The sequence below is a fragment of the Aristaeella lactis genome (assembly GCF_018118585.1).
GTDB classification, from domain to species: domain Bacteria; phylum Bacillota; class Clostridia; order Christensenellales; family Aristaeellaceae; genus Aristaeella; species Aristaeella lactis.
The window spans coordinates 1,730,596-1,745,811 of sequence record NZ_CP069421.1 but is presented as its reverse complement, the minus strand read 5'-3'; the positions used below and the strand labels follow the sequence as shown (position 1 = coordinate 1,745,811).

The window sequence follows — 15,216 nt, the reverse complement described above, 5'->3', positions numbered from 1 at the left end:
TTTTCAATTACAGGCGTTCCGTGATTTCCTTTTCAAGCTTTTTGATCAGTTCATCCAGGGTCATGGAGGTGGTCTGGTCTGTTGCGCGGTCGCGGACGGAAACCGTGTTCTCGTTGATTTCCTTCTCGCCGATGATCAGCATGTAGGGAACCTTGTCCTCCTGGCGGGCGTAACGGATCTTGTAGCCGATCTTTTCGTTACGCTCGTCCAGCTCAGCGCGGATACCGTCGTCCAGCAGGGCATTGGTGATCTTTGCCGCATATTCCATGCTCTTGTCGCTGACGGGGAGCACCTTGACCTGTACGGGAGCAACCCACAGCGGGAAGGCACCCTTGGTTTCCTCGATCAGGTAAGCCATGAAGCGGTCGATGGAACCCAGGATTGCGCGGTGAAGCACGACGGGGGTCTTTTCGGAACCGTCCTGGTCCACATACTTCAGGTTGAACTTGGCCGGCAGGCAGAAGTCCAGCTGACAGGTGCTCAGGGTGTACTCGGCACCGATGGCGGGTTTGACGTTCACGTCCAGCTTCGGACCGTAGAAGGCCGCTTCACCGATCTCTTCCGTGAAGTCGATGTTCAGCTCCTTCAGTACTTCACGCAGGGCGGATTCAGCACGGTTCCACATTTCATCATCCTGATGATACTTGACCTTATCTTCCGGATCCCGCAGGCTCAGGACACAGCGGTAGTCCGTGATGTGGAAATCCTGATACACTTCGCGGATCAGGCTGACCACACTGGCAACCTCGTCCTTGATCTGCTCGGGAGTGACGAACAGGTGAGCGTCATTCTGGCAGAAGTGACGGCCGCGCTCAATCCCCTTCAGGGTGCCGCTGGGCTCGAACCGGAAATCGTGGGCGATTTCACCGATGCGGATGGGCAGATCGCGGTAGGAATGCAGGCGGTTGGCGTAGATCATCATGTGATGGGGACAGTTCATGGGGCGCAGCACGAAGCTTTCGCCTTCCACCTCCATGGCGGGGAACATGTTGTCCTTGTAATGATCCCAGTGGCCGCTGGTGCGATACAGATCGACGGTGCCGACGCAGGGGGTCATAACATGCTGATAACCCAGGCGGAGTTCCTTATCCCGGATGTAGTTTTCCAGCTCACGCCAGACGGTATATCCCTTGGGCAGGAACATGGGCAGTCCCTTACCGACCAGGTCGTCTGTCATGAACAGGCCCATCTCACGGCCGATGCGGCGGTGGTCACGGGCTTTGGCTTCCTCCACCTGCTTCTCATAGGCGGCCAGCTCTTCCTGGTTGCGGAAGGCAACGCCGTTGAGACGGGTGAGCATCTTATTGTTCTGGTTGTTCTTCCAGTAGGCACCGGAAAGGGCTGTGAGCTTGAAAGCCTTCAGAGCCTTGGTGTAGGTGAGGTGCGGACCGACGCACATGTCAATGTAGTCACCCTGCTGATAGAAGGTGATGACAGCATCATCGGCCAGGTCAGCGATGTGCTCTACCTTGTAGATCTCGCCGCGGTCCTTCATCAGCTGAACCGCCTCGTCACGGGGCAGGGGATAGACCTTGAAGGGGAGATTCTCCTTCACGATCTTCTGCATTTCCGCCTGGATGGCGGGCAGATCCTCATCCGTGAGTTTGACGTCGCCCAGGTCGATGTCATAATGGAAACCCTTTTCAGTGGCGGGACCATAGGCAAAGTGGGCGTCGGGGTACAGGCGTTTCACCGCCTGGGCCATGATGTGGGCCGCGGAGTGGCGGAGAACTTCCAGTTCCTGATCTTCAGGACATTCCGCAACATGACCGTCGTTGTAGATGATCTTCATGGGTTTACCCTCCTTTTGTTTCCGGGCGTCTGTGTACAAAAAAACATCCGCCCTGCATTCTTGTGCCGGGACGGATGCTGGATAAGCATTCGCGGTTCCACCCTGCTTGTTGTAAAACCACTCATTGAGCCGCGGTATCGGGCGGCAGCCGCTTTTCATCCGGGAATGGTATCGTATCAGGGCCTTGCTGCGGGCTTGCACCTTTTCCCGCTCTCTGTGAACCGGTATCCTGACCGCGTGTTTCCCTTCATCTGGAAAGGATACAGGCAGTATACCCCCACCGGGGAAGAAAATCAAGGGGTTTATCGTTTTTTAGACAGACCGGTTTTTTGACAGTGAAGAGCGGCGCATGATAAAATATGCGGGCCGCGGAAACCGGCGGCGGAGGAATGAAATGCGCAGAGCGATTACATTTATACTACTGTTTATGATCCTGTTTTCAGCCTGCGGCGCGCAGGGTGAGGATTTCCTGCTGGGTGTGGAACCGGAACCTTCTGAGATCACCCCGGCATACCGCTCCGAAGAGGAGCCGGCGCAGGATGACACGGGCAGCTACTGGTGTACGCCGATGAACCTGGAGGACGAGAAAGCCATCTGGAAGATGCTGACTGCCCCGATCACAGTGGCGGACATCGACATGAACAAGCAGACGGTGATCTATTCCGAACCGGATGAAAACAGCGAGGGGATCGGCATGGTCACCGGCCAGAGCCAGGGCCTGCGGGTGCTGGAAACGCTGGATAACGGATGGACCAAGGTGCAGACCTATTCCACCAGCTTCCATGACAGCAAGGTGCTGAACTTCAATGCCTTTGTGACCGGCTATATCCTGACTAAAAAGCTGAAGACCGTTAACGTCAACCAGAACTACGGCATCATTATCGACAAGCTGACCCAGCGGCTGTACCTGTTCAAGGACGGCCACCTGGAAACGTCCCTGGCGGTGTCCACAGGCAAATACAATCCGGACGCAAAAAAACAGCAGCCCTATAACGAAACCCGGTCCGGTGAATACCTGATTATCTATACCAAGACGGGCTCCCTGAACGACGAGGAGTCAGGCATGGTCTGCAGCTATGCCCTGAAGTTCAATGCTGCTGACTATATCCATGAGGTTCCCCACCGGAAAAACGCGGACGGAACCAAGAACTTCCGCGGATTTGAAGAGATCCTCGGAAACCGGGCAAGCCACGGCTGCATCCGGGTGCAGGCGAAGAAGAACACGGCGGGTTATAACATGTCGGTACTGGCAAACCTGATCAAGAAACGCAAGGATAAAAACTGCATCAAGCTGGTCATCTGGGAGGATTATCAGGGACGGCAGGTGAAAATACCGGAGGACGATACACCTCTGTACTACAACCCGAAGGGCGGCTCCCTGTATCATTCTGTGGCGGACTGTGCCAGCGTGAAGAAGAAGTTCCTGCCGCTGAACGCCTTCACTTACGGAGAACTGGAGGAGGCTGACTACAGCAAACTGAAGCCCTGCCCATACTGCATGCCGAGCCCCCGGAAAGAAGCCCTGGAAGAAATCAACCGGATTCACCAGGAATCTTCCCCCGGTGAGGTGATGCCTGTATACGAAGAAAAGAAAGCAAAGAAAAAGAAATAAAAAAGACCGCTTCCGGCCAGATGCCGGAAGCGGTTCACATTTACAGGAGAATTATTTGTTTTCCACGATCCTGCGCACACGGATGACGCCGTCGATTTCCTTCAGGCGTTCCACTGTGTCATGGGGCATGGGATGGCTCAGGTCCAGGAGTGTGTAGGCATAATCGCCGCGGCTCTTGTTGGCCAGGTTTTCAATGTTCAGCCCCTGGTTTCCGAAGAAGTTTGTGATCTGGCTGAGCATGTTCGGGATGTTCCGGTGAAGGATACCGACCCGGGCATCGGTTTCACAGACGCCAAGGTTCATTTCCGGATAATTGACGGAGTTGTGAATGTTGCCGTTGTCCAGATAATCCTGCAGCTGCTTGACCGCCATGATGGCGCAGTTGTCTTCTGCCTCTTCGGTGGAGGCACCCAGGTGCGGGATCACGATGGCATTCTTCATATGGGCGCTGGCGGGCGTCGGGAAGTCGGACACATAGCGGTGCACGACACCGGATTCGAGCGCGCCGGCCAGGGCTTTTTCATCCACCAGGGTATCCCGGGCGAAGTTCAGGATGACTACACCGTTCTTCATCTGGGCGATGGCGTCGGCGCCGATCATTCCCTTTGTGGCGGGAGTGGCGGGCACATGAATGGTGATGAAATCACTGACCGCGTAGATTTCCTCAACTTTTTCCGCATGGATGACCATGGGGGAAAGGTTCCAGGCATGGCTGACAGACAGATAGGGGTCAAAGCCGTAAACTTTCATCCCCAGGGAGACTGCCGCGTTGGCGACCAGGACGCCGATGGCACCCAGTCCGATGACGCCCAGGGTTTTTCCCTTGAGTTCTGTGCCGGCAAAGGCTTTCTTGGCCTTCTCGGTGGTTTTGGCGATGTTTTCATCTTCCGCGTTCTCCCGGACCCAGGAGATGCCGCCGGCAATGTCACGGGAAGCCAGGAGCATGCCGCAGAGCACCAGTTCCTTGACGGAGTTTGCGTTGGCACCGGGAGTGTTGAAGACCACAATGCCTTCTTCCGCGCAGCGGTCCAGCGGGATATTGTTGACGCCGGCGCCCGCGCGGGCAATCGCCCGGAGACCGGCGGGGAAGGACATTTCCTTCATATCGGCGGAGCGGACCAGCACGCCGGCAGCCTCGTCGATGGAATCAGTCAGCGTATAACCGGAACGGAAACAGTTTGTCCCAACCTTCGCAATATTATTCAGGCAAAAGATTTTACGGTCTTTCATAAATCAAGTGCTCCTTTCCTCATATCAGTTTCCAATCGTAGCACGAAGGAACAGGGCGGTCAAGGAAAGGGCAGGAAAAGAACAGTGTTGACAAATACCCCGGGAGGGTATAAGATGATGATACCCGGAGGGGGTATCTGACGAGAGACGGAGATGAAAGCAATGAGTGAGAATAATACGTGCCCGCACTGCGGCGAAAGGAAAAAGAAGCGCACGGCGGAGGAACAGAACGCCCTCCTTCGGCGGCTGAAACTGGCGGAAGGCCAGATCCGGGGAATCCAGAAGATGGTGGAAGAGGATGCCTATTGCCCGGACATCCTGATCCAGGTATCCGCGGTGAGCGCCGCGCTGAACAGCTTTAACCGGGAACTGCTGGCCTGCCATATCCGCAGCTGCGTATCGGAGGATATCCGGAGCGGAAAAGAAGAGGCCATCGACGAGTTTGTGAAAGTTATGCAGAAGCTCATGAAATAAGAAAAGAGGGAACCATGGAACAATATATTGTGACCGGCATGAGCTGTGCAGCCTGCCAGGCCAGGGTGGAGAAGGCAGTGGCAAAAGTGCCCGGCGTGGATACGGTTTCCGTGAGTCTGCTGACCAATTCCATGGGCGTGGAGGGAACCGCCTCGCAGGAGGAGATCATCCGCGCGGTGGAGGCGGCAGGATACGGCGCCAGCCTGAAAGGAGCGCCGTCCGGAGAACAAAAGGCGGATTACCTGACCGCGCAGGAAGAAGCACTGAAGGACCGGGAAACCCCGAAGCTGAAGCGCAGGCTGCTGCTGTCGGTTGGATTCCTGGCGGTGCTGATGTATATCACGATGGGACATCATATGGCAGGATGGCCGCTGCCGGCATTCCTGGTCCACAACCACCTGGCACTGACGCTGACCCAGATGCTGCTGGCACTGATCGTGATGATTATAAACGGGAAGTTTTTCACCAGCGGATTCCGTTCCCTGGCGCACGGTGCCCCGAACATGGATACGCTGGTTGCGCTGGGATCATCGGTATCCTTTGGCTGGAGCCTGTTTGTATTCTACCGTATGTGCGGGATGATTACAGCGGGGGCATCCAACAGCGATCTGATGGATCTGTATCACGGTCAGCTGTACTTTGAATCTGCAGCGATGATTCCGGCCCTGATCACCGTCGGCAAGATGCTGGAAGCCCGTTCCAAAGGAAAAACAACCAGCGCGCTGAAAAGCCTGATGAAACTGGCCCCGCAGACGGCTGTTCTGCTCCGGAACGGCAAAAAGGAGAAAGTCCCCATTTCCGCTGTAAAAGCCGGAGACACCTTTGTGGTACATCCCGGGGAAAGCATTCCGGCGGACGGCATGGTTCTTTCCGGGACAGGCGCGGTGAATGAATCCGCCCTGACGGGTGAATCGATCCCGGTGGATAAAGCGGAAGGAGATCAGGTCAGCGCGGCGACGATCAACCAGTCCGGTTTCCTGACCTGCCGTGCTACCCGGGTGGGAGAGGATACCACCCTGAGCCAGATCATCCGGATGGTTTCCGATGCCGCCGCGACCAAGGCGCCGATCGCCCGGATCGCGGATAAGGTTTCCGGCGTTTTTGTGCCGGCTGTAATCGTGATTGCCCTGATCGTAACAGCGGGCTGGCTGATCGCCGGCGCGTCCGCGGGGGACGCGGTAGCCAGGGGCATCTCCGTGCTGGTGATCTCCTGCCCCTGCGCGCTGGGACTTGCCACACCTGTAGCCATTATGGTCGGAAACGGCCTGGGGGCAAGGAACGGCATCCTGTTCAAGACAGGGGAAGCACTGGAAACGGCAGGAAAAGCGCAGATTATCGCACTGGATAAGACCGGAACGATCACCTCCGGAGAGCCGGGGGTGACGGACCTGATTCCCGCAGGAGGAAAGACAGAAACGGAACTGCTCAGCAGGGCGGCTGCCCTGGAGCAGGGAAGCGAGCACCCGCTGGCCAAGGCCATTCTGAGGGCAGCTGAAGAACGGCAGATGAAACCGGACAGTATTTCAGATTTCCGGGCACTACCGGGTAACGGACTGGAAGGCACCGCCGGAGGAAAACGGCTCCGGGGCGGCAGCGGCAGCTATATCGGCAGCCTGGTCAGGGTGCCGGAGGAACTGAACCGGCAGGCTGAAGCGCTGGCGGAGCAGGGCAAAACCCCGCTGTTCTTTGAGGCGGACGGGGAACTGCTGGGCGTGATCGCTGTGGCGGACCGGATCCGGGAGGATTCACAGGAAGGAATCCGGCAGCTGAAGAACCAGGGACTGCGGGTGGTGATGCTGACGGGCGACAACGAGCGGACGGCACAGGCCATCGCGGCACAGGCCGGGGTGGATGAATGGGTGGCCGGAGTTCTGCCGGAAGGCAAGGAGAAAGTGATCCGGAAGCTGCAGGCATACGGCCGGGTTGCCATGGTGGGCGACGGAATCAACGACGCACCGGCATTAACCCGGGCGGACACCGGAATCGCCATCGGCGCGGGGACGGACGTGGCAGTGGACAGCGCAGACATTGTGCTGATGAATTCCAGCCTGACAGACGCGGCTGCCGCGATCCGGCTGAGCAGGGGAACGGTGCGGAACGTACACGAAAACCTGTTCTGGGCATTTTTCTACAACCTGATCTGCATTCCGCTTGCGGCGGGATTGTTCGGATGGAAGATGAGCCCGATGATCGGCGCGGCGGCCATGAGCCTTTCCAGCTTTACGGTGTGCATGAACGCCCTGCGGCTGAACCTGTTCAGGCTGAAGGATCCGGCAAAGGATAAACCGCTGAAAGCGGCGAATATACCCCTTACCATCACTGAATCAATCAAAGAGGAACAAAAGAAAGAGAGGAACGGAACCATGACAAAGACGGTAAAAATCAAAGGTATGATGTGCGGACACTGCGAGGCCTCTGTGAAGAAGGCCCTGGAGGCGCTTCCCTTTATCACAGAAGCCGTGGTCAGCCATGAGGCGGGCACCGCGGTCATTACCCTGTCCGGAGACCTGGATGAAGCCGCGGTGAAGGCAGCTGTGGAAGCCAGGGACTTCACTTTCGAAGGGATCGAGTAACAGAATATATGCGGAGGCATCCGGCCGGAAAGAGGCGGGATGCCTCTTTTTTTCTGTCTGAAAACCGTGAAAGGAGTGAAGAACAGGAAAAGAACAGCAATAATTGTAAAAATGTAATAAAAAAACTGAAAAAATGTAATATTCATTCGCCGTCATGCATTGTACGGCGTATAAACGTTATGATATCATGAATTAATTGATTCACAGAAGTACAGACAACTTTCAGACGATTGTAAAAAACCCGATCCTTTCCGCAAAAGCCCCCACTTTCAGATGACGGAGTGAACGCATCATGATCAGAAGCTTCAGACGACGGATATTTCTTTTACTTGCCATCCTTACGCTGATTATCGGTATAAACAGTGTAATGCCGTTGTCTGCCGGATATGCGGAGGGCGCCTCACAGGGCAATCAGATCCGGAGCGCGAAGATCGAGTGGATGACGCCGGACAGCCCGTCGGACGGGCAGGCGAACCGGCTGTTTATCCGGAAGCACAGCGACGATTCGGAAATCAGCATGCAGTTCCAGATCAACGCCGTCCTGACAGGACAGGAACCGCATGAGCCGGGTTCTGTCCGGATCCTGTTTCCGCGGCAGATCTGGCATGAGCGGAGCACATACTACGCTGATGGTGCGGTTATGTCGGCGGGATGCGGCGGAATGACCTTCTCCGTTCCGGACGCACCGAGCGAGAGTTCCGCCTGGCACTGGGAGGAAGCGGAGAACGGGCAGTACGCCATCGTCAACGACGCGGCTATCGATGCCGCGGCGGATATTAATTTCGAGTGTACGATCACCGGGATCGTGGTTTCGAAGATCGTGGATATGCGGCCCAGCGATCCCCTGAAGGCCACGGTGGAGGTCACGACCCGCAGCGGCGTGAAGGACACCATGAGCACCCAGGAACTGACGGCGGCCATCGACACGAGGGAATGCCTGAGTGATCCCGGCGCGGGCATGTCCGCCCAGGTGTACTCGACGCCGGAAAGCGTTCCGGCAGGCGCGAAGGAGAACCTGCCCGGCGGCCCGGAAACGGCGAATAAGTATGTGTTTGTGCGCTGGAAAACCTGGCCGCTGTATGAAGGCACGCAGTACTTCAGCCTGGACATGGACGTGTGGGCCGGGGTGGCGGAAGGAAACGGGGTCTCGATCCCGGGCATCATCCTGGGTGAGGTCAACGTCAGCGGCGGGACGGTCGGCACGGAGACCTCCGGCGAGCAGGCCGGGGAGCACTACAGCCGGCAGACGGTCCGGTACAACTATGACGGCCGGGGATGGAACGACTACCGGGCCCGGGAAATCTGGGCGGCGTATCCCACGGACCAGATGCAGAACAACAAAACCTATACGATCCGCGCGGCGTCGCAGTGGACGCTGACGGAAGCCGACCCGGAGCAGGCCGGCGACCCGAGGGAAGTCTCCCGGGCCGGGGCGACGGCGTCGGCGAACTATCTGCACGCGGGATGGGAGTATCCTGCGGGAACGTTTGGCGTGTATAAGTATTCGGGCTCGCAGCCCAGCCATACGCACAATACCCCGGTGAAGGACCGGCCGGATGGGAGCACCAGCTCCCAGAGCCACAAAAAGGACAAGACCTACGAGATGGCCGTCGGCGCGCTGCGCAACGGAAAGAGCGTAACGCTGGACTTCGAGGTGCTTACCGTGGGGTACGGCTATTCGTACACCGCGGGCCCGACGAGCGAGGTGCCGGACATGCCGGAAGGCTGGGAAGAGGACCCCTCCCATTACCTGAACTGGACCTACCGGATGGAGACCACGGACGATACGGTTTCCGTGGCGAACATCAGCAACGGCGGGAACCTCGGGGCAGGGGACTACTACTTCGACAGCATCACCATCGCGGCGCCGGAGATGTTCTCCTACGGGCGCCAGACGTCGGATACGTACCAGATCCCGGGTTCTGAATTCGGCTACAGGCCCGACAACCGCCTGCCGAAACCGGACGTGGAGGTCTGGATCGAGAAGAACAAGAGCGGGAGCTGGGAGCTGTACCAGACGGTGGCAGTACGCAGCGGGACGAAGAAGATCACCTTCCCGGCGGACGCGAACGTGACCGGTTACCGGACGGTGATTGCGACGAACCAGGCCGCCTGCAAGCTGGCGGTGTGGCCGAAGGTGACGATCCTACCGTCCGCGCATGTGATGGAGCTGGCGGAAGAGCGCCTTCAGGGCTACACGAACGTCGTCCTGAAGAACGAAGCACGGCAAGTGACGACCTTCTACCAGAGCGCGGAGCGGCAGGACGAGGTGCTGCCGGAGCAGACCGCGTGGCTGGAGGCCAACGACGACTACACAACCGAGAGCAGCGACAGCAGCCTGTCCACGCTGACGGAGGCCGGCTACAAGGTCTACGGATCCATGCCCTCGACCGGGGATTACACGTACACCAGAACCTCGAACGATCCGGCGAACCGCCGCGTCGTGGTGACGCTCTTTGCGGCGGTGTACGAACAGGCCAACGTGACGGACGGGACCAAATACAACGAAGCGGTGGCGATGGGCGCCATCACTCCGGAGACCTCCGGGACCTGGTACCTGCTGCTTCCGGAACACTTCGTGCCGAACACGTCGACGATCCAGATGCGGAGCGGCGACCGGGTCACCGACGTGAAGGTGACGGAAAACTTCCGAAACAGCGGGCGGACCCTGGTGACGGTGAAGGCGACGCTGACGCCGGATCCAAAAAAATTGTCCAGCTATAATTCGCAGGCCAACAACTGCTGGGGGGACAAAATCCAGATCTCCATGGATATGTATGTGCCGTGGTCGGACTACAACAAAGTCCGTAACGGGTACGCGGTCTACCACGCGGCGTTTGAATCGGGCAACCCGGGCCGGCTGGGGAACCTGACGGATCAGAATTATTACCAGACCGTCGGATATCCGGACGTATGGCCGGGTACCCCCAACACCTACCTCTACAGCATTTCCGACTCGCAGATCCGCGGATGGATGAGTGACCTGGACCCGGACAGCGATGAGGAACGGTTCGTGTACCTGCGCGTCTCGGAGAGCATACGGGACGCTGACCTCTCGGAGCAGGTGGAATTCCGGAAGGACGCCCGGGCGGACCAGGGCGACTCCTGGGGCAGGGGCACCCGGGATGAGAACCAGGTCACCGTAACCGAGGGCGGCAAATACACCTACCGGCTGACCGTTGCCTCGAAGCAGGACGCCAAGACCATGGGAATCCTGATCTACGACGCCCTCGAGGAATATGTGCCGCACGAAGGGTACGACCAGGACGACGTGAACGGGAAAAAGGCCTGGAGCGGCGCCTGGAACGGCAAGGGCCAGTGGAAGGGAACGCTGGAGTCCGTGGACCTGTCCGAACTGTACGGGGACAGGTGCATGGGAAGACTGTACTACAGCACAACGTCCGGACTGGTGTTTGACAACAACATCGACACAAACGTGCGGGGATGGGTCAACTTTGACAGCGGCGCCTGGGGCAGCGCCTACAGGCTGACCGACACGGATATCTGGACCGAAGTGACCGGCAGCCTGGAAAACGGTGTCTGGACTGTGCCGGACGCACTGAAGGGAAAAGTGACCGCCATTGCGGTGAACGCCGAGCGCTATAACCAGGCGGACATCGCAGCATCCTATGTCCTGGACCCGGGGGAGAAGCTCTCCGTCTACCTGAATATGGCTGCGCCGACGGACAACGGCAATGACGGCACATGGAACGCGAAGGGTGCCTACGACCACAAGAAGGACAACGCCGCGTCCACGGACGATATCGACTGGACCGGCGCGGCGGACCCCGCCAACAACATGTATGCCTACAACGCGGCGACAACCGTGTATATCCCCTTCGTCAAGTCCGGGAACAGCGAACAGGCCCAGCCCAGGGCACGGCTGGAGAGCGCGTATTCCCGGGTGGGCATCGTGCCCGGTGTGGTTTCGGTGCGGAAGACCTGGAACGACGGGGAAAGTGTCAACGGCCAATATATGGAGAACCGCGATGGGCTGCGCCCGGACAGCGTGACGGTGCACCTGAAGGGGCGGACCTCCGACCCGGATTCCCCGAAGATCGACCGGGATCTCACCCTGACCGCGGAGGGCGGCTGGAAGGGCGTGTTCCTGAACGCGCCGGACACAGACAGCAACGGGAACGCGTACACCTATACGGTGACGGAGGACCCGGTGCCCGGGTACACCACGGGGGTGTACAGGGAGGCCGGACGTTCCTGGGAGATCGTCAACACGCACAAAAAGGAAACCTTCACCCTCACGGGTGAAAAGCTGTGGCTGAACCCGGACGGAACGCCGGCGGAACCGACGGTCAGCAACATCTGGATCGCGTACCGGCGGATCACCAGCACCGGGCCGGAGGACGGTACGCGCCAGATCCAGGTCACACCGGACAGCTCAGGCCGGTGGATCTACACATTCAAAGACCTGGACCGCTATGAGCTGGGCGGATTTGAATACCAGTATGTCCTGGAGGAGCACAGCGTGCCGGACGGCTGGTTCGCGCAGACGGAAGCGGCCCCGGCAGGGGTCACGGTGACGGCGGAGTACGACCCGGAGGACCTCACGACCTTCCGGAACTTCAAAAAACCTGATTTCGGCTATGCCATGATCTACTGCATCCTGAGCGACGAGTGCAGGCCGAAGGACGGGAACACGGCGGTGCCGTCGTTCACCTTTACGCTGGACATGACAAAAGACGGCGCGTCTCTGGACGGGCAGTACGAATACGTCCTGTACGATAAGGCACCGCAGTACACAGGGTACACCACCCTGCCGGAAGGAGCGGCGCAGATTGGCAGCGGAACGGTACGCAACGGCGACACCTTCACGCTGCCGCCGGGACAGGCCATGGTCATCATCGGCATTCCTGATGACACGTCCTGCATGGTGACGGAAACTGTGGGCACGGGCTGGACCACGGACCAGTATCATGACCAGGTGACCGGCACGATCTGGACGGGGCGGAAGACGCCATTTTCCTTCCGCAACACGTACAAAGCAACGACATTCATCACGATCACCGGAACGAAGCGCCTGCGAGGCCGGGAGCAGAAGGCAAAGGAATTCGCCTTCAACCTGACCGACTACAACGAATTTAACGATTACGGCTATGAAAACGACAGCTATGGGCAGGTCATCGCCACAGTGAAGACCGGCGGGAGCCGGGGCACGGTGACCGAGGCTGACGGCACGAAGACCGGCCTCGCGATGTTCACGTTCCGGGCGTCATATGACGATCACAGCACGTATACCATGTATGAATACGGCGGGACGAAGGTCCTGCACTACAGGGCGGAGGAGGCCCTGCCCGCCGGTGCGCAGGCCAACGCGGACGGGACCGTGACGTACAACAACGTCACCTATGACACGACCCGGCGGGACGTGACGGTGACAATCCGGGATAATATGGACGGCACCCTGAAGGTCACGTCGACCCCGCTGGTGTTTACGAACATATACAGCCTGCGGAAGGACATCGCCCTGACGGCACACAAGGAGCTGCAGGGACGGACACTGCAGCCGGAGGAATTCTCTTTTGAGGTCCGGCGGAGCGGCGCCGCGGCCGGCTCGGCCCCCATCGCCCGCGGAAAGAACGACGCGGACGGAAACATCACCTTCACGCCGGAGATCACCCTGACGGAAAACGACCTGGCTTCGATCTCCGCAGAGACCGGCATCGGGGAAGTGAAGTTCCTCATCAGCGAGGTGCAGGGAACGGACCCGACGGTGGCCTATATGACCACGCCGGCCGAAGCAGTCGTGCAGATCGGCCAGGCGGCGGACGGCGAAGTCCTCACGGCCCTGCCCGGACAGACGCTGAAGCACTGGGAGGCGGACTGCACCATGTGCGGCGGGACCGGCGAGAGCGGCGGCCTGACCGCGGTGCTTGTCGACTCAAATGACGGAACGCTTACCGGAATCCTTCCGCTGAGTGATTATTTCAGCAGCCAGTACCTGGAGATCTGCTCCACCTGCCAGGGGACCGGATATGATCCGACCAGCCCGGGTACGACCTGCGGGGCCTGCAGCGGTGACGGCTTCACATTTAACGAATGCACCCACGCGAACCAGACCGGGACGGTCTGCCCGGACTGCTTCAGCATGTTGAGCCCGTATAAAGTGCTGCGCGTGAACGGCACGGTGCTGGCGCCCGTCAGTGGAAGCATGACGATGAATTCGGTCGCGACGAATTTAGGGATTGACACGACCTCTTACCCACCCTGCGCGTCCTGTACGGTCAAGGTGGCTTATGTATTCCCCGAAGCGGAATGGAACAGCGCGGCGGAGAGCGGAACCCTGCTTAATCTGTTTATGGGAGACGCCGGTACCGCGGCCCTGATTTACCTGGCAGAGGGCGACGGCGAGTGCACAGCCTGCCACGGAACCGGCAAGGTGGACGGTGAACTGTATGTGGACGGCGAAGCGGAGCCTGTGGCCCTTGTAAACCGCCTGAAGACCGGGATCCGGTTCACGGCGGAGAAACTGATGGACGGGCAGCCCGCAGCGGAGCCTTTTGAGTTTGTGCTGCTGGAGACAGATGAAACCAGAAGGACAGAAACGGAAATTGCCCGGACAAAGAACGGAACGGACGGCAAAATCCAGTTTGAGAATGTATATGTGGATCCGGTCCCTGCCGGCGATCGTTACTATGTGATCCGGGAAGCGGCAGGAACCAATCCGGCGGTGGAATATGATACCGGCGAAGATCTGTATAAGGTGACCATTATCAGTTCCCCGGACGGCATTCATACCGTGAACCAGAAGCTGATATCGGGTGACGGCATCTTCCGGAACACCCGGAAAGCCGGATCGCTGGCCATTGAAATCAGGACAAAGGGATATACAAGACCCTGGTGGGCCTGGAACTGGGAGCCTCCCAGATTCAGGGTGAATGTGCTCCTGAAGGACCGTGAAGGGAGACCGCTGGCAGGCTATCCACTTCCCGGCACACCGGAAAAACGGCTTTCCGCCAGGGCAGAAAGCAGCCTGTATACTGTATCGGATGTCCGTGACAGGGCGGAAAGCCCCGCACAGAACGTGACGGACAGTGACGGCCGCGGGACCATCCTGATCGAAGGCGGCAAAACCGCGGTAATCACCGGACTGCCGGACGGCGCGACCTATGAGGTTTCACAGCCGGCGGACAGCATGCCCAAGGGTTTCAGCCAGGGCAGCGCGGAAGGAGCCACGGGTACGATCAGGGGCGGCGAACAGAGCAAGGCAACGCTGGAAAACAACTATGAGGGAGAAGAAGCGCCGAATCCTTCACAGTCTCCTGAACCGACAGAAATACCCACCGCAACACCGACAACCACCGCAACACCGACACCGGCGCCGACGAACACGTCGAAGCCCCAGAAGGTACCCCAGACCGGGGACAGCGCCAGCCCGCTGCTGTGGGCAGGCCTGATCCTGATTGGCCTGATCGGAATCGGTGTGCTGATGAAGCCCCGCAAGAGGAAATAAGAAATAAACGGGAATACCGGCTGGGAACAGCCGGTATTTTCCTGTTGCCGGGGATTCCCGGTACATG

General features: G+C 58.8%; 6 protein-coding genes. 4 read left to right on the top strand and 2 right to left on the bottom strand.

From position 1 onward, the window contains the following. Positions 1-7: 7 nt before the first annotated feature. Positions 8-1,792, bottom strand: coding sequence for a threonine--tRNA ligase (gene thrS, locus JYE50_RS07950; RefSeq protein ID WP_084095021.1), 1,785 nt, complete (start codon positions 1,790-1,792; stop codon positions 8-10). Between the two features lie 394 nt (positions 1,793-2,186). Here thrS and JYE50_RS07945 point away from each other — a divergent pair, with 394 nt between their 5' ends. After that, on the top strand, positions 2,187-3,404 hold the full coding sequence (locus tag JYE50_RS07945) for a L,D-transpeptidase (protein WP_179138245.1): 1,218 nt from the start codon (positions 2,187-2,189) through the stop codon (positions 3,402-3,404). A gap of 51 nt (positions 3,405-3,455) precedes the next feature. Here JYE50_RS07945 and JYE50_RS07940 read toward each other — a convergent pair whose 3' ends face one another. Next, on the bottom strand, positions 3,456-4,634 hold the full coding sequence (locus JYE50_RS07940) for a phosphoglycerate dehydrogenase (protein ID WP_084095019.1): 1,179 nt from the start codon (positions 4,632-4,634) through the stop codon (positions 3,456-3,458). Positions 4,635-4,796: 162 nt separating this feature from the next. Here JYE50_RS07940 and JYE50_RS07935 point away from each other — a divergent pair, with 162 nt between their 5' ends. The 3 genes from JYE50_RS07935 to JYE50_RS07925 all read left to right on the top strand — a co-directional run bounded on the left by JYE50_RS07935 (position 4,797) and on the right by JYE50_RS07925 (position 15,149). Beyond that, positions 4,797-5,108, top strand: a complete 312-nt coding sequence (locus JYE50_RS07935) for a metal-sensing transcriptional repressor (protein ID WP_084095018.1) — start codon at positions 4,797-4,799, stop codon at positions 5,106-5,108. Between the two features lie 14 nt (positions 5,109-5,122). After that, a complete protein-coding gene (locus tag JYE50_RS07930) occupies positions 5,123-7,681 on the top strand; it encodes a heavy metal translocating P-type ATPase (protein ID WP_084095017.1) in 2,559 nt (852 codons plus the stop codon). A 292-nt stretch (positions 7,682-7,973) separates the two neighbouring features. Then, a complete protein-coding gene (locus tag JYE50_RS07925) occupies positions 7,974-15,149 on the top strand; it encodes a Cna B-type domain-containing protein (RefSeq protein ID WP_084095016.1) in 7,176 nt (2,391 codons plus the stop codon). Positions 15,150-15,216: the final 67 nt, after the last annotated feature.